Annotated in this window: 12 protein-coding genes; 5 read left to right on the forward strand and 7 right to left on the reverse strand. The window is 62.3% G+C overall.

Annotated features, from left to right (window positions below; genetic code table 11):
* The first annotated feature begins 93 nt into the window (after positions 1-93).
* From HS961_RS10910 to HS961_RS10930, 5 genes are all read left to right on the forward strand, one after another.
* Complete coding sequence (locus tag HS961_RS10910; protein WP_182327835.1) at positions 94-1,758, forward strand: flavin-containing monooxygenase; 1,665 nt, start codon at positions 94-96, stop codon at positions 1,756-1,758.
* A gap of 102 nt (positions 1,759-1,860) precedes the next feature.
* Positions 1,861-3,966: a 3-hydroxyacyl-CoA dehydrogenase NAD-binding domain-containing protein gene (locus HS961_RS10915; RefSeq protein ID WP_182327837.1), complete on the forward strand. Its 2,106-nt coding sequence runs from the start codon at positions 1,861-1,863 to the stop codon at positions 3,964-3,966.
* Positions 3,967-4,008: 42 nt separating this feature from the next.
* On the forward strand, positions 4,009-5,193 hold the full coding sequence (locus HS961_RS10920) for an acetyl-CoA C-acyltransferase (RefSeq protein ID WP_182327839.1): 1,185 nt from the start codon (positions 4,009-4,011) through the stop codon (positions 5,191-5,193).
* Position 5,194: 1 nt separating this feature from the next.
* Positions 5,195-7,042, forward strand: coding sequence for an acyl-CoA dehydrogenase (locus HS961_RS10925; protein WP_182327840.1), 1,848 nt, complete (start codon positions 5,195-5,197; stop codon positions 7,040-7,042).
* A 287-nt stretch (positions 7,043-7,329) separates the two neighbouring features.
* A complete protein-coding gene (locus HS961_RS10930) occupies positions 7,330-9,240 on the forward strand; it encodes a nuclease-related domain-containing DEAD/DEAH box helicase (RefSeq protein ID WP_182327841.1) in 1,911 nt (636 codons plus the stop codon).
* A 284-nt stretch (positions 9,241-9,524) separates the two neighbouring features.
* Here HS961_RS10930 and HS961_RS10935 read toward each other — a convergent pair whose 3' ends face one another.
* Genes HS961_RS10935 through HS961_RS10965 form a run of 7 tightly spaced genes read right to left on the reverse strand, consistent with a single transcriptional unit; the run spans position 9,525 to position 16,186 of the window.
* Complete coding sequence (locus HS961_RS10935) at positions 9,525-10,214, reverse strand: hypothetical protein (RefSeq protein WP_182327842.1); 690 nt, start codon at positions 10,212-10,214, stop codon at positions 9,525-9,527.
* Between the two features lie 57 nt (positions 10,215-10,271).
* The gene (locus HS961_RS10940) at positions 10,272-11,786 is read right to left on the reverse strand and encodes a dynamin family protein (protein WP_182327843.1); all 1,515 of its coding nucleotides are present in this window, start codon (positions 11,784-11,786) and stop codon (positions 10,272-10,274) included.
* Positions 11,783-13,054 (reverse strand): GTPase, encoded by a 1,272-nt coding sequence (locus HS961_RS10945; protein WP_182327844.1) that lies wholly within the window; start codon positions 13,052-13,054, stop codon positions 11,783-11,785. Before HS961_RS10945 ends, HS961_RS10940 begins: the two co-directional genes overlap by 4 nt.
* Positions 13,055-13,091: 37 nt before the next feature.
* Positions 13,092-14,072: a tripartite tricarboxylate transporter substrate binding protein gene (locus tag HS961_RS10950; protein WP_182327845.1), complete on the reverse strand. Its 981-nt coding sequence runs from the start codon at positions 14,070-14,072 to the stop codon at positions 13,092-13,094.
* 18 nt (positions 14,073-14,090) lie between these two features.
* Entirely contained in the window at positions 14,091-14,369 is a 279-nt protein-coding gene (catC, locus tag HS961_RS10955) for a muconolactone Delta-isomerase (RefSeq protein WP_133856502.1), read from the reverse strand.
* Positions 14,370-14,389: 20 nt separating this feature from the next.
* Positions 14,390-15,739: an MFS transporter gene (locus tag HS961_RS10960; protein WP_182327847.1), complete on the reverse strand. Its 1,350-nt coding sequence runs from the start codon at positions 15,737-15,739 to the stop codon at positions 14,390-14,392.
* Between the two features lie 30 nt (positions 15,740-15,769).
* Positions 15,770-16,186 carry a RidA family protein gene (locus HS961_RS10965; RefSeq protein ID WP_182327849.1) on the reverse strand — a complete coding sequence of 139 codons (417 nt, stop codon included), beginning with the start codon at positions 16,184-16,186 and terminating at the stop codon, positions 15,770-15,772.
* Between the last annotated feature and the right edge of the window lie 13 nt (positions 16,187-16,199).

A 16,199-nucleotide genomic window follows, 5' to 3' on the forward strand; every position in this document is an offset into this window, starting at 1 on the left:
CAAGGTGGAGGCGGCCTGCCATCCCCTATCGAGCCGGTGCCCCGCTGCGGTGTGGCGGGGCGGCCGGCACCAGCCAGCAGGAGACAAAGAGCAATGGACAATCACACAATCCACCAGGTGGATGCGGTCATCGTGGGCGCCGGTTTTGGCGGTCTGTGCGCAGTGCACAAGTTCCGGGAGATGGGGCTGAAGATCCAGGCCTTCGAGGCCGGCGGCGATGTGGGCGGCGTCTGGTACTGGAACCGCTACCCCGGCGCGCGGGTGGACCTGCCCAGCATCGACTACAGCTTCTCCTTCTCGCCCGAGATAGAGCAGGAATGGACCTGGTCCGAGCAGTTTGCCGCACAGCCCGAGCTGATGCGCTACTTCAACTTTGTCGCCGAGCGGCTGGACCTGCGCAAGCACTACCAGTTCAACACCCGCGTGGAGAGCGCCCGCTGGGATGAGGCACGCCAGCTGTGGGTGGTGCGTACCAACCGGGGCGAATGCTATGAGGCGCGTTACTGCATCATGGCGACCGGCCCGCTGTCGGTACCGAAGGAGCCCGAGATTGAAGGTATTGAGCGCTTTGGCGGGCAGATCCTGCGCGCGGCGCGCTGGCCGCATGAGCCGGTGGATTTCAGTGGCAAGCGTGTGGGCGTGATCGGCACCGGATCGACCGGCATCCAGATCGTGCAGGAAGTGGGCAAGCAGGCCTGCGAGCTGTTTGTCTTCCAGCGCACGCCAAGCTTTACGATGCCGATGCGCAATGTGCCGCTGGAGGCGGACTATGTGGCCCAGGTCAAGCGCCACTATGCCGGCATCCGCGAGCTGGCGCGCAATAGCAATGTGGGTGGTGTGCGGCCGCAATCGAGCCGCCCCTTCTTCAGCGTGACGCCGGCGCAGCGCCAGGCGCTGCTGGAAGATGCCTGGCTGCAAGGCGGCCTGGCCATGCTGGGCACCTTTGCCGACCTGATGCAGAACGAGCAGGCCAATGAGGAAGTGGCCGAGTTTGTGCGCGGCAAGATTGGCGAGGCGGTAGATGACCCGGCCACCGCCGAGGCGCTCAAGCCACGTGGCTACCCCATCTTTGCCCGCCGCCCCTGCCTGGACACCGGCTACTACGAAACCTACAACCAGCCCCATGTGCATCTGCGCGACTGCATCAGCGACCCGATCGTGTCCATCACCGAGAAGGGCCTGCGCACGCAGTCGGGCGAGGTGGAGCTGGATGTGCTGATCTTTGCCACCGGCTACGACGGCCTGACCGGCGCGCTGCTGGCCTTTGAGGTGGAAGGGCGCGACGGCCTGACGGTGCAGCAGAAGTGGAAGGAGGGCGCGACCTCCTGCCTGGGCATCATGATGCATGGCTTCCCCAACCTGTTCATGACCACCGGGCCCAATGGCCCATCGGCCCTGGCCAATGTGGTGCGCACCAGCGAGAACGATGTGGACTGGACGGCCGCTGCCATCCGCCACATGCAGGCCCAAGGTTTGGGCAGCATTGAGCCCAGCGCGCAAGAGGAGCAGGCCTGGATGGACATCGTCCATTCGCTGGCGCCGCGCACCTTGCTGTCCAAGGCCAAGACCTGGTATGTGGGCGCCAACGTGCAGGGCAAGGCCCCCGGCCTGACCATGTTTACCGGCGGCTTCCAGAAGTACCGCGAGCACTGCAACGCTGCCATCCAGAAGGGCTTTAGCGGCTACCTCTTTGCGCAGAAGCGCGAACGCGAGCGCGCGGCAGACGCCAGCGCAACAGTGGAAAACGCCACGCACTGATACCCTGGTTTTCCAAGCCCTGGAAGGTCGTTAGGCCTCGGGGCTGTGCCTGCCTGCGCCCTGCAGCTGGGCATTTTTATCTTCCACCAAGAGCTGCCAGCCATGAGCAACGTCACCTTTCACAGCGCAGACGGGATAGGCCGTATCTGCATCTCCCACCCGCCATTGAACCTGTTCTCGCACAGCCTGCTGACGGGGCTGAGCGCCGCGCTGGCGCAGTTTGAGGCCGATGCCTCGTTGCCGCTGCTGCTGATCTACTGCGAGGGCCAGTCCTTTGTCGCGGGGGCGGAGATTGCCGAGTTCAACAACCCGGCCTTTTCTGCCGAGGCCATCAATGTGCTGCTGAACCGCATTGAGGCGCAGACGCGCCCGGTTGTGGTGGCCTTGCATGGCACGGTGCTGGGCGCCGGCATGGAGCTGGCCTTGGCCTGCCACTACCGCGTGGCACAAAAGGGAAGCAAGCTGGGCCTGCCCGAGGTGAAGCTGGGCATTTTGCCCGGCGCCGGTGGCACCCAGCGCCTGCCGCGCCTGGTGGGCGCAAGCTTGGCGCTGGACATGATGCTGAGCGGCCGCCCGGTGCCCGCGCAAGAGGCGCTGGCCAGCGGCATCGTCGATGCGGTGGAAGAGGGCGAACCGCTGGCGTTGGGCCTTGCCTTTGGCCGCCAGCTGCTGGCCAGTGGCGGCCAGCCACGCCGCCTGAGCGCGCAAACTGCCCCGCCCGGCGAGCACAGCCAGGCCATCGCATCAGCGCTGGAGGCTGCGCGCAAGAGCCCGCAGTACCCCGCCAAGGAGGCCATTGTGCACTGCGTGCAGCAGGCGCTGACGGCTGACTTTGCCAGCGGCGCCCGCGCCGAGGCCGAGGCCTTCAACCGCTTGCTGCCATCGGCGCAATCGCGCGCACTGCGCCATTTGTTTTTTGCACAGCGCCGCAGCCGGAAGATTCCGGGCCTGGAGCGGCAGGTGCCGGCCGGCAAGATCGAGCAGGTCGGTATTCTGGGAGCCGGCACCATGGGCAGCGGCATTGCGATGTGCTTTTTGAATGCTGGCATCCGCACCGTGCTGGCGGATGCCGCGCCTGCCGGCCTGGAGCGTGGGCTGCAGTTAATCCGATCGACCTACGAGGCCCAGGTGGCCAAGGGCCGCATGGGCGCCGAGCAGGCCAGCGCGCGTTTGGCCTTGCTGACTACGTCACTGGACGACCAGGCGCTGGCGCCCTGCGACCTGGTGATCGAAGCGGTGTTTGAGGACATGTCCCTGAAGCTGCAGGTCTGCCGCCGCTTGGGCGAGGTCTGCAAACCCGGCGCCATCATCGCCAGCAATACCTCGACCCTGGATGTGGATGCACTGGCCCAGGCCACCGGGCGGCCTGCCGATGTGGTGGGCATGCACTTCTTCAGCCCGGCCAACATCATGCGTTTGCTGGAGGTGGTGCGCGGCGCGCAAACCGCCCCGCAGGTACTCAAGACCGTCATCGACCTGGCCGGCAAGATCGGCAAGACGCCGGTGGTATCGGGCGTCTGCTTTGGCTTTATCGGCAACCGCATGGCCGAGGTCTACCTGCGCGAGGCCGAGTTCTTGCTGATGGAAGGCGCCACCCCCGCACAGATTGATGAGGCCGTGCAGGCGCTGGGTCTGGCCATGGGCCCTTGCCGCATGCTGGATATGGCCGGGCTGGATGTGGGCGCCAAGACCGTTATCGAATGCGAGAAGGCCGGCGGCCTGCCGCCCGATGCCAGCTACCGCGCGGTGGTGCGCAAGATGTTTGAGCTGGGCCGCTTTGGCCAGAAAACCAGCCTGGGCTACTACCGCTACGAGGGCCGCCAGGCGCTGCCTGACCCTGAGGCCGGCCGCATTGCAGCCGAGCTGGCGCAGGCGCATGGCATTGCCCAGCGCAGCGATATTGCGGCGCAGGAGATTGTGGAGCGGCTGTTGTACAGCATGGTCAACGAGGGCTGCAAGATTCTGGACGAGGGCATCGCCTACCGCGCCAGCGATATCGATGTGGTCTGGGCGGCCGGCTATGGCTTTCCGGATTTTCGGGGTGGGCCCATGTTCATGGCTGAGGAGATTGGCCTGGCGCAGATCGTGGAGCGGCTGGAGCACCAGGCCACAACGCGCGGCAACCGCTACGGCTACTGGACGGTATCGCCGCTGCTTCAGCGGCTGGCCGCACAGCGCCAGGGCTTTGACAGCCTGCAAGCCGCCTGAGGGCCAGAAGACCGAAACCCATCAATATTGAAGAGCACCGCCATGAAAGACGCCGTCATTGTTTCCACCGCCCGCACGGGCATTGGCCGGGCCTACAAGGGCTCGCTCAACCACACGCGTTCGCCCCACATGATGGGCCACACCATCCAGCATGCGGTGGCGCGCGCGGGAGTGGACCCGGCCGAGGTGGACGATGTCGTGGTCGGCTGCGTGCTGACGGCCGGCACGGCCGGCATGAACCTGGCACGCAATGCCTTGCTGGCCGCAGGCCTGCCGATGAGCGTGGCCGGGCAGACGATAGACCGGCAATGCGCCTCCGGCCTGATGGCGATTGCCACGGCGGCCAAGCAGGTGCTGGTCGATGGCATGCAGGTGGTGGTGGCGGGCGGCTGCGACAACATCACGGCTGTGCAGACCCCTTATATGGAATGGGCCAGCCGCGAGCGCGATCCAGCCGTCATCGCCCATGCGGCCCATGCCTATATGCCGATGCTGCAAACGGCCGAGCATGTGGCGCGCCAGTACCGCATCAGCCGCGAGGCCCAGGATGCCTATGCGCTGGAGTCGCAGTTGCGCACCGCGCGCGCCCAGGCCGCTGGCCTGTTCGACAGGGAGATCGTGCCCTTCAGCACCCAGATGGCGGTGACCGACAAGCTCACCAAGGAAGTCAGCCTGCAAGACGTGACCCTGGCCCGCGACGAAGGCAACCGCCCCGACACCAGCCTGGAAGGGCTGGCCGCGCTCAAGCCGGTGATCGACGGCGGCGTCATCACCGCCGGCAATGCCAGCCAGCTCTCGGATGGTGCCTCGGCCTGCGTGGTCATGGATTCGGTGCTGGCCGAGCGCCGGGGCCTGGAGGTGCTGGGCATTTACCGGGGCATGGCCGTTGCAGGATGCGCGCCGGAAGAGATGGGCATCGGCCCCATCTATGCGATCCCCAAGCTCCTGGCCCAGCACGGGCTGGGCGTGCAGGACATCGGCCTGTGGGAGCTGAACGAGGCCTTTGCCTGCCAGGCGCTGTACTGCCGCGACCAGCTGGGCATCGATCCCGAGCGCTTCAATGTCAACGGCGGCGGCATCTCCATCGGCCACCCCTATGGCATGACGGGCGCCCGCATCGCCAGCCACGCCTTGCTGGAAGGCCAGCGCCGGGGTGTGCGCTATGTCGTGGCCACCATGTGCGTGGGCGGTGGGATGGGGGCTGCTGCGTTGTTTGAGGTTGCGTAAGATGCAACTCGATTACGCCAGCATCCGCCAGACCCTGGATTTCTTGCTCTACGACTGGCTGGAGGTAGAAGCGCTCAGCCGCCATGCGCGCTATGCCGGCCACGACCGCCAGACCTATGGCGCTGTGCTGGACATGTGCGAGCGCCTGGCCGCCGACAAGTTTGAGCCCTTCAACCGCTTGGTCGACCAGCAGGAGCCGCATTTTGACGGCCAGCAGCTGCACCTGCCCGACTGCACACCGGCGGCATGCGCTGCCTATGCTGAATCGGGCATGCTGGCGGCATCGCATGACTACGAGGTAGGCGGCATGCAGCTGCCCTGCGTGGTCGATATGGCGGCCAACAGCATGGTCTCGGCCGCCAGCATCGCCCTCAAGGCCTATTCGATGCTCACGGCAGCCAATGCCGGCCTGCTGATGGCCCATGGCACACCGGCACAGCAAAAGGCCTTTGCGCTGCCCCAACTGCAAGGCCGCTTTTTTGGCACGATGAACCTCAGCGAACCGCAGGCCGGCTCCAGCCTGTCGGACATCACCACACGTGCCGTGCCCGATGGCGCCGACCATGCCGACGACCCGCTGGGCCCGCGCTACCGGCTGAGGGGCCGCAAGATGTGGATCTCTGGCGGCGAACATGCGATGGGCGAGGACATCGTCCACCTTGTGCTGGCCAAGGTGCCCGACGACAGCGGCCAACTGCCCGCCGGCGTGGGCGGCATCTCGCTGTTCATCGTGCCCAAAATCTTGGTGGATACCGAAGGCCGGGTCACCGGCGAGCGCAACGACATCGCGCTGGCCGGGCTGAACCACAAGCTCGGCTACCGGGGCACCGTCAACACCTTGCTGCACTACGGCGAGCAGGGCGGGGCCATTGGCTACCGCGTGGGCGCGCTGGGTGCGGGCCTGCAGTGCATGTTCCATATGATGAACGAGGCCCGTATCCAGGTGGGGCTGGGCGCCACCATGCTGGGCTACGCCGGCTACCTGCAATCGCGCGACTATGCCCGCCAGCGCCCCCAGGGCCGCCCGGTGGCTGCCGGCCAGAAGGTGGTGAAGAACGCGCAGCAGCCCCAGGTGCCGATTGCCGAGCATGCCGACGTCAAACGCATGCTGCTGGCGCAAAAATGCTATGCCGAAGGCGCGCTGGCGCTGCAGCTGTACTGCGCCAAGCTTGTCGACACCAAGCGTGCCGGTGAGCCGCAGCAGGCCGATGCCGCCCAGTTACTGCTGCAGGTGCTCACCCCCATCGCCAAAAGCTGGCCCAGCCAGTGGTGCCAGGAGGGCAACAGCCTCGCCATCCAGGTGCTGGGTGGCTATGGCTACACCCGCGATTACGCCGTGGAGCAGCACTGGCGCGACAACCGGCTCAACATGATCCACGAAGGCACCCACGGCATCCAGGCCCTCGACCTGCTGGGCCGCAAGCTGCGCATGGACGGCGGCGCGGCCTGGGCCTTGCTGCAGGCCGAGATCGCACAAACCGTCGCCGCTGCCAGAACGGTCTCCGCATGCGCCCCATGGGCCGACCGCCTGGCCACCGCCACCCAAGCCCTACAAGCCGCCACCGACGCCGCCTGGTCCAGCGGCAACGCCCAACTGGCCCTCGCCAACGCCACCGCCTACATGACCGCCTTCGGCCATGTCACGCTGGCCTGGCTGTGGCTGGATGTCGCCGTCAAAGCGCATGCGGGCATGGCGGCAGCCGATGCGGGGCAGCAGGCCTTTTTGCAGGGCAAGCTGGATTGCGCGCGCTATTTTTATGCGTATGAGTTGCCGTTGGTGCAGGCCTGGCTGGCGCCGGTGATGGCGGGGGAGGGGTTGTTTTTGGAGGTGGAGGGGAGGGGGTTTTGAGGGGTGTTGTTGGCAACGATCTGTCTTGGTGCCGGATGTGTTGCGTTGCATTTCAGTGCTTGCAGTAACTGCTGGCGGGTGGGTTAGGCTCCATTCGTATGGTGGAAGTGAGGATTGCTGGTTATAGCGATTTGCGAACACGTGGATTACATTAGCAGCACAACAAATGTTGGCAGTTTAAGTCGTACAACTGAACATGGCGAACAGCTAATGACAACCAAAGCCGTCATTGCGATGAATCGTTTTGGCAGTTATGCTATGTAACAAGAAGTGATGACTCAAAACCAATGGCAAAATTTTTTCCCGATCTTGAAAACATAGACAGGCTCACCGTGCCACCCACTGATGGCGAACGGCACCTACTCATGCTTCTGAGTAGCACACTCGATGAAACGTACGAGGTCTATTTCAATCCATATCTTGACGGAGACCGACCCGATGTAATTGTGATTAAACCTGGTTGCGGAGCTCTGATTATTGAAGTCAAGGATTGGAATCTGGTTCACTACAAAGTTGATAGCAAAAATCAGTGGTGCTACAGGACTAGTCTGATCCGTTCACCTCAGCAACAGGCTTTCCGCTACAAAGAAAATCTCTTCAACCTACACCTTCCTGTTCTTGGGCTTCAACATCTCACGAATCCAAATTTCTACAATCTAATTTCGGTCGGCGTTTACTTTCACTGCGCAAGTCGGCAGCAGTTAAATGCATTCTACAGAAATGCGCTTGACGATGTGCGTGAGCGTGCTCTGTCTCTGAACAGAGATCGACAGCGGATCGGTCTGATCAACTACGAAAAACAAATGGATAGGTGTGATCGCGCTCGTTTCAAGCTGGAGCGGGATCTAGGAATGTCGTGGGGATACGACAATGTTACTAAGAAGCTCCAGCTGTTTGACAAGCGTGGAAAGCATCCACTTTTCACATCGGAAATCTACGAGGATTTCACTCGTAGATTGCGCCCCCCTGTACACACTCAGCAACAAGGGGTCATGGTCGCCTTCGATGCGAAACAGCAGGCCTTAACTGTGAGCAATCCTGGGTTTGCGAAAGTAAAGGGAGTCGCGGGTTGTGGAAAGACAACAATCCTCGCGCAGCGTGCGATCAATGCTCATGCGCGTCACCAGAGCCAAGTATTAATTCTAACTTTCAATATTACTTTGCGGCATTATATCCGCGACACGGTTAGCCGACTACAGGGTGGCAGCGGAGAATATTACGAAGTCATCCACTATCACGCTTTCATCAACTCCCAATTGAACAATTACGGCATTAGTCTGAAATCTAAGTTAGATGAACTCTCTTCAGCCCAACGCCCCAACCTCGACAAAATTTTCGGTATGAAGAGTCTGTTTGAAGGCGTAAACACTGAGAGGTATCAGACGATCCTTATTGACGAAGTCCAAGACTACGATCCCGAGTGGATCAAACTCGTCCGTGACTGTTTCTTGGCCGAAAACGGTGAGATGATTTTGTTCGGGGATCAGTCGCAGAACATCTACGACCGGCCGAGTGATGGCCGCGAATCTGCCGTCGTTTTGGGCTTCGGTAGTTGGGTCCGACTAACGAAGTCGTATAGATCTGCGGCGGACGCTTCACTGCTCGAACTGTTCAGGAACTTCCAAATGAAGCACCTGATCCGAAAGTACGTTGATTCTGAGATCTTTGATTTCAAAGTTACCCAGGCCAGCATGCGCTATGACCTTCTAAACTATGAGGCATACGGGAAAGCTTACGACCCAGTTTTCATTTTCGAAAAAATCCAGAGTTATATCCGAGAATACCAACTGCACCCCAATGACATTGCGATAGTCAGTTCGAAAGTGGAATGGCTGATACCCCTGAATGAGGCATTTAAAAAATTTGAGAAGACAAAGGTTATGTTTGAGGAGGAGGCCGAGATAAAAGCAATTGCTGTCTACATAAACGTAGAATCGGAGCCATTTAAGGAAGAAATTGACAAGATTAGGCGTCGCAAGAAGTGCTTTTTCATGCAGAACTCTGGTTTGATCAAGCTCTCTACAATTCACAGTTTCAAGGGTCTAGAAGCGAAAACCGTATTCTGTATCATCGCGCCAGAGGATGAGGCTGAAATGGTGTATACCGGGGTAACCCGCGCGCAGAAAAATTTAGTGGTATTCGACTCCTCGGAAAGTAGGTTTCGCACCTTTTTTCATGCGCATATGACCGTAGTCTAGAAAGTGCGGGGCTTTTGCTGGTGTCGAGGCGTGGACAGAAATTTACACTATTTTTATACCGTAAGTCCAAGGCACACCCGTTATTCTTAAACGCTGAATGCGCCAGCGAGGACGTGACTCAAGGACCGCTGTCGCTTGAGGATTCAATTGACCAATTCAACACAATTGCCAGATTTCTAGCGGGCAGCAAGTTAATAGTGTCCCTCAATTGATGACAACAAAGATCGAGAGAAATCTACCGATTTTTTAATTGGCCTGCTGCCCGAGGCAAGCATTCAGCAAAATCAATCCGCACTCAGCAAACGAGGCCGCACTGCCGAGGCCCCCTCAACTTTTAAGTACGCGATCCTGATCTTGAAACGCTCTTTCAGCGATTGAAGTGCAGCTTCAAATTCTTCAGTGTCATCGGTCAAAGTTCTTACGACGAAGCGATCACCTGCGGGATCGTAATACCCGCTGTGTAAGGATATGACCAGCCTTGCATCCTTGGCCAGCGTCTCGCCAATGGTCTGGTTGATCTGCTCTGCCTCGGTTTTGTTGAGCTGGCTGTTGACCAGCTTCACTAGTGCATATTGCGGCTGGGAGTCGATGTACTTTTGGTCCTGGGGGCGGAGGTTCTTGACATATACCTTCAGCGATGGATAGCCCGCCCGGGTATTGTCCATCTCGGATTGCAAGTGGCGGTCAGAAAAGTAGTCCACCAGCTCCTTGTTGAGTTGGGCGATAACGGCAGATGCCCGGATGTGCTGGTTGACGGTCCCGGGGCTCAGATCCTTGTTGCCGTTTTGAAGAAGGTTCTCCTTGACGGCTTCATAGAGGGGGCTGCCGGGCGGGAAGGTCGAGACCGTTTGCGCAGTGGCCATGCCGTTGAGAAATACGACCAGAAAACACCGAACCATACAGCTCTTGAGCATCGTCCACACCTTGGAAAAAACATGGGCATGTTGTTGCCCGAAACCCGAATGGGATTCCAAGCGATGACTCTAAGTACCTGGTCAGGAGACATGTGGGAGATTTGAGGTCGTTCGCAGTCAGGCCCGCAATGCCGTGCCTAAATCCTGCAAATCTTGCGCGCACTGCCGCAAGTGTGCCTGCATCTTCTCGGTTTGCACCAGCACCGGCTCCAGCGCATGGCTGCAAGCATCCACCGCAGCAGAAAACGCTGCCTCTATCTGCACGCGCACAGCATTTTGCAAAGCCGCGTAGAGCGCATCAGGACCAGCGATAGCCGCTGGCAGCACCACAGCAGCGGCTTCCGTTGGCAGCTCAGACAACACATAGCCGCCCAAATGCCCTTGCAACTGCTCACTGATCTCAGCTCGCACCAGCGCAGCAACCTCAGCAGACAGCACAGGCAACCGGTCCGCATACCGCTCCAGCACCCCAGGCAGCGCAGGAATGGTCCGGCGCCATGCAGCGCGCAGCATCGCCGCCTTGCTTTGCTGCAGCCGCTCTTGCTCCTGGGCCAAGGCCCGTTGCAGGTCTTGCAGCTCGGGCAGCAACTCTGCCTCGATGGCGCCTTGAACGTTTTCTTCCAGGTGGTGCAGCAGCACCTCGGCCGGTTTGCGCTGTTTATAGGCCTGGGCGGGGGCCAGTACCTCGGTGATGGCGGTGTAGAGGCGCAGCAGGCCGGCGTCGGCCAGCGCGTTGGGGCCTGGCTGGCTGCGTGCGGCGTGGACGGAGATGGAGACGGGGTGCTTCAGCACCGCCGCATCAATGGCCAGCTGGCGCAGCTTGTCCTGGGCGCGTGTCTGCACGTCGGCCTCTTGCAGCGCGCGGTTGGCTGGGGTTTTGTTGCGCAGGCATTTCTGGATCTCGCCGTCCACTTCGTCTTCTTCGATCAGGTCACTGCGGGTGATGACCGGTAGCAAGGGCTTGTTGCGGCGCAGTTCGCGGGCGAGTTCGTCCAGCTCTTGCACCTGGCCGGGGGAGGTGGAGCTGCTGAGCCAGAGCAGGCCGTCGGCGCTTTCGGTAAAGCGCTGGGTGAGTGCGGCGTTCTCGGGGGTGACGGAGTGCAGGCCGGGGGTGTCCAGCAAGACCAGGCCCGTGCCCAGGCACAGGCCTTGCAGCCGTGCTGTGGTCTCGGTGGCGCCTTCGCGCAGGGGCTCGTCGCTTTCCACCACCGCCCCATCTGCCAGGTGAAAAAAGCGCACGGGCTGGCCCTGCGCGGCAAAGCGTTCAGCCAGAAAATTGCAGAGCGAGCTTTTGCCGGCATTGAACTTGCCAAACACCAGCAGGATTACGCGCTGCTCAAAGTCCTGGGCCAGGCTACGTGCGGGTTGCAGCGCAGACCATTGCTGCGCCCAGCGCGCCTGCAGATCCTGGCATTGCTGGTGCAGGGCCTGGGTTTGCTGGGCCAGCGGGTGGCTGGCTTGCAGGCCGGGTGTTGGTGCCAGGGCGCTGCCCAGGCCTTGTTGCAGCTGGGTTTGCCAGGCTTGAAGCTGCTGCAGCTGGGAATGCAGTTGCGCCATCCCTGCTCGGTCCGGCCCGGCTGAGCCACCACCCGCATGGGCCAGAAACTGCTGCTCGCCGGCCATGGCATTCATGCGGTGGTCTCCAGTGCTTCGAGTGCGCTAAAGGCGGCCAGGGCCTGGGCGCTGGCTTGTACCTGGGCTTCTTGGTGGCCAATGCGCTGCACCAAGGCCTGGCGGTCGGCGGACAGCTCAAAGTAGCGGGTAAAGGCCTGCGCCAGTGCGCCGCGCCCGGCGGTTTCGCAAAACAGGCGGCGCAGGTCCTGGCGGTATTTCACCGAGACGCCCATGACGGCGACCATCACGCTGTCCAGGCTCTTGACCTGGGTCTGTTGCTCCAGCGGTAGCTCCACCACGCCATGCTTGGTCAGGATGGCGCTGATGCTGATGCAGGCCTTGGAGTAGGCGACCTGCAGGCGGTTGCGCTCCAGCTTGCCGGGTGTCATCTTGAACTGGTCGGCAAAACTGTCGGGCGTGAGCGAATGGTCCGGCCCCTGCACATCGAGCACGGCCTGGATGTCCTGGCAGGTCTTGTCTTGCACGGCAGCCAGGTCGTGTGCAAAGCGCTGGCCTTGCTCTGCCTGCAGCTGGCGCAGTTGGGCCAGGCCCAGCTGGCGCTCGGCATGCAGGGCCTGGAGCTGGCTGCGAATCTCTTGCAGCAGCAGGGCTTTCTCATGGCTGCGCGCCTGGGGCACCTGGGCGAGCGCGTGCTTGAGGGACTGCTGCAGCGCCGGGATGCCGCTTTTTTCCAGCAGCAGTTTTTTGGCGCCATCCACGCCCTGGCGGTAGCGGGTGGACGAGACGGCCAGCCACATCTGGCCGGCGGCTTGCGCGGCGATGGCGCCGTTCACCTGCTGTTGGGCGGCGTCGTCGTCCAGCTGGTCGATCTGGGTCAGCACGCAGAGCGTTTGGCGCCGGGTGCGCTCGGCATCGGCGTGCAGCGCCTGCAGCAGGCTGCGCTCGCGGGCATCAAGTTCGCCTTCCTTGGCGGCATGCACAAACAGGCGGATATCGGACTCCAGCCAGGTGGCGCGGTGCGCATGGTCGTCATCGGCCTGGTCCACATCGGCGTCCAGCCCCGGCGCGTCGAGCCAGCGCACCTGGTCATGCACATGTCCGGACAGCGCCACGGTTTCGCGCCGGTCGGCCACGGCAAAGGTGGGGCTGCCGATCAGCTCATTGAGCAGGCGGCTCTTGCCATGGTTGTACTTGCCCACCACGGTGACGACGGGCTGCAGGCCGCGCTCGGCCAGCACGCGCAGCCGCGCCAGATCCTGCCTGCGCTGGGGCAGCACGGCGCCAATGGCCTGCTCGGCGTGGCTGCGGGTGTCGTTGAGGTTCATGGGGTTGGCCCTTGTTATCCGTTGCCAGGCTGCAGCATCAATCCAGGCGAATGCCGCGCTCTTTGATCAGCTTGCCCCAGCGCGCCAGCTCCTGCTGCAGGTGCGTGGCCAGTGCCTGGGGCGTGCTGCCAATGGGCTCGGCGCCCACGCTTTCGAGCTTTTTGAGGGTATCGGGCTGCTGCATCGCCCCATTGAGCACCTGGTTGAGCCGGGCCACCACCTGGGGCGGCGTGCCGGCGGGCGCAAACACCGCAAACCAGGGCGATACCTCGTAGCCGGGCAGGCCGGCTTCGGCAATCGTGGGCACATCGGGCAGCGCAGAGGAGCGCTTGGCGGTGGTTACGCCCAGCGCGCGCAGCTTGCCCGACTGGATATGGGGCCGTGCCGAGGTGATGCTGTCAAACATCAGATCGACCTGGCCGCCCAGCATGTCGGTAATGGCTGGGCCGCTGCCTTTGTAGGGCACATGCATCAGCTCCACCCCGGCGGTGGAGGCAAACACCTCGCCGGCCAGGTGGATGGAGGTGCCGTTGCCAGCGGATGCATAGCTGAGCTTGCCGGGGTTGCGGCGTGCATGGGCCAGCACGTCTTGCACCGACTTGTCGGGGCTGCGCGCGGCATTGACCACCAGCACATTGGGCACCACCGCCAGCAGGCTTATGGGCGCAAAGTCCTTGACCGGGTCGTAGGCCAGCTTGGCGTACAGCGCCGGGTTGGTGGCCATGCCGATCGAAGTGATCATGATGGTGTAGCCATCAGCGGGCTGCTTGGCGACATAGTCGGCGCCAATATTGCCGCCGGCGCCGGGCCGGTTCTCGATCACAAAGGGCTGGCCCAGCTCGCGCGCGGCCCTATCCCCCAAGGTGCGGGCAATGACATCCATCGCGCCACCGGGCGGAAAGGGCACCACCCATTTGATGGGCTTGGCCGGCCAGGCGGCATCGGGTTGCGCCATGGCGGCGCCTGGCAGCGCCAGGGCAGCCAGCAGCAGGGCTAGGGTTCGCCGTTGCATCGTCATCTGCGTTTGCCTGTCTGCTTATCGGATGGAGGAGGGGTGCTTGGCCAGTGGCGTCACTGTTATCTGCATGTAGGGGAACAGCGGCAACTGGCTCAGCGTGTTGTGCAGCTCGTCATTGCTGGCCACATCGAAGACGCTGTAGTTGGCGTACTCGCCCACCACACGCCACAGGTGCGGCCATTGTCCGGATTCCTGCAGTTGCTGCGAATAGGCTTTTTCCGCAGCCTTGATGCGCGCGGCCTCTTCGGCGGGCACGCTGGCGGGGATGTTGACGACCATATGGACAAGATAGAGCATGGTTTTTTCCTAAAGCGGGATCAGACGGCGGGACGAACGGCAGCCACGGAGACGCTGGGCGCCTCTTGCTTGCCACGGTAGTAAAGGATGAAGAAGCCAATGGCGAGCGCAGCGACCAGGCCGGGCAAGGCAAACACCAGGAAGTTCATCTGCAGCGGCATGGCCGCAGCCATCAGCCAGCCACCCAGCAGCGGGCCCACAATGGCGCCGGTGCGCCCCACACCTGAGGCCCAGCCCAGCCCGGTGGAGCGGATGGCCTGTGGGTAGAACTGGGCGGTGTTGGCATACAGCAGGATCTGCGTGCCGATGGTGGTGGCGCCGGCAATGGCGATCAGCAGGTAAAGCACCGGCATGGGGCTGTTGAAGCCCAGCAGCGCGATGGCCACGGTGCCCAGCGCAAAGAAGGCCAGCACCACCTTGGGCAGGCTGAAGCGGTCGCCCAGCCAGCCGCCGGCAATGGCGCCGACCACGCCGCCAAAGTTCAGCATCAGCAGGAACGACAGGCTCGACCCCAGGCTGTAGCCGGCCGTGGCCATCAGCTTGGGCAGCCAGGAGCCCAGCGCATACACCATCAGCAGGCAGCAGAAGAAGGACAGCCAGATCATGAAGGTGCCCATGGCGCGGCCTTTCAGGAAAAGATCCAGCATCGGCACGCCGGCGCCCTTGGCCTCGGTCTGCAGCAGCTGCACATCGCTGCCCATGGCCACATCGGGTGCGACCTGCGACAGCATCTGGCGCGCTTTGGCCTGCTGGCCCTGGCGCAGCAAAAAGCCTACCGACTCGGGCAGCTTCCACAAGATCAGCGGCAGCAGCACCAGCGGCAGGGCTGCGGCAAAGAACATGGACTGCCAGCCAAAGCGCGGCAGCATGTAGATGCCCAGGCCCGCGCAGAGCACGCCGCCCAAGGAGTAGCCGCTGAACATCAGCGCCACCAGGGTGCTGCGAGCGCGCTTGGGCGCGTACTCGTTGATGAGGGCCACGGCATTGGGCATCAGGCCGCCGCAGCCCAGGCCGGCAATAAAGCGGAAGATGCCAAACTCGGTGGGCGAGGTGGCAAAGCCGCTCATGAAGGTGGCGATGCTGAACAGCACAAAGCTGATGGCCACGCCCTTTTTGCGGCCGATGCGGTCGGCCAGCGGGCCAAAGATGAAGGCGCCAAACATCATGCCGAACAGCGCATAGCTGCCCAAGGCGCCGGCCTGCACGGGCGAGAGGCTCCACTCCTTCATCAGCACGGGCAGCACGGCGCCGTAGATGAACAGGTCATAGCCATCAAACACCAGCAGCAAGCCGCATAGCAGGGTGACCATCCAGTGGAAGCGCGTAAAGCGGGCGTTGTCTATGACCTGGTTGACGTCCAAGGTTTTCATCTCTGTCTCCTTTTATAAGGGCTGGGTTGTTCAGCCCGGTTTGGCTTCATGGGCCGGTATCACTGCAATGGCCTTGATCTCCACGATGTAGCCGGGCGCGCCGCCCAGCATGTGTGCGCCCACCGCCGTCCAGGCGGGAAGCGGATGGCTGTGCAAAAAGCGGTTGCGCACCTGCATGAACAAGGGCAGGTCGCGCATATCGGTGTGAAAGCTGGTCAGATCAACCACATCGGCCAGGCTGACGCCTGCGGCCTCCAGCACCAGCTGCAGGTTGGCAAAGGCCTGCGTGATCTGGGCTTCGCGGTCCTCGACCAGCTGCAGGTCGGGCTTGCGGCCGATCTGGCCGGATACATAGACGGTGTTACCGACCCGGATGGCCGGGGCGTAGCCGATCTGCTCGTACACCGCCTCCATGCCGGGCGGAACAATCGCTTGGCGATCAGTCATGGTGTCTCCTGGG

The organism is Comamonas piscis (assembly GCF_014109725.1).
GTDB lineage: Bacteria > Pseudomonadota > Gammaproteobacteria > Burkholderiales > Burkholderiaceae_C > Comamonas > Comamonas piscis.

What these genes read in the sequence shown, in the direction of transcription:
- HS961_RS10910 (WP_182327835.1), top strand. Translation starts at nt 94, where the DNA reads ATGGACAATCACACAATCCACCAGGTGGATGCGGTCATCGTGGGCGCC.
- HS961_RS10915 (WP_182327837.1), top strand. Translation starts at nt 1,861, where the DNA reads ATGAGCAACGTCACCTTTCACAGCGCAGACGGGATAGGCCGTATCTGC.
- HS961_RS10920 (WP_182327839.1), top strand. Translation starts at nt 4,009, where the DNA reads ATGAAAGACGCCGTCATTGTTTCCACCGCCCGCACGGGCATTGGCCGG.
- HS961_RS10925 (WP_182327840.1), top strand. Translation starts at nt 5,195, where the DNA reads ATGCAACTCGATTACGCCAGCATCCGCCAGACCCTGGATTTCTTGCTC.
- HS961_RS10930 (WP_182327841.1), top strand. Translation starts at nt 7,330, where the DNA reads ATGGCAAAATTTTTTCCCGATCTTGAAAACATAGACAGGCTCACCGTG.
- HS961_RS10940 (WP_182327843.1), bottom strand. Translation starts at nt 11,786, where the DNA reads ATGAATGCCATGGCCGGCGAGCAGCAGTTTCTGGCCCATGCGGGTGGT.
- HS961_RS10945 (WP_182327844.1), bottom strand. Translation starts at nt 13,054, where the DNA reads ATGAACCTCAACGACACCCGCAGCCACGCCGAGCAGGCCATTGGCGCC.
- HS961_RS10950 (WP_182327845.1), bottom strand. Translation starts at nt 14,072, where the DNA reads ATGACGATGCAACGGCGAACCCTAGCCCTGCTGCTGGCTGCCCTGGCG.
- catC (WP_133856502.1), bottom strand. Translation starts at nt 14,369, where the DNA reads ATGCTCTATCTTGTCCATATGGTCGTCAACATCCCCGCCAGCGTGCCC.
- HS961_RS10960 (WP_182327847.1), bottom strand. Translation starts at nt 15,739, where the DNA reads ATGAAAACCTTGGACGTCAACCAGGTCATAGACAACGCCCGCTTTACG.
- HS961_RS10965 (WP_182327849.1), bottom strand. Translation starts at nt 16,186, where the DNA reads ATGACTGATCGCCAAGCGATTGTTCCGCCCGGCATGGAGGCGGTGTAC.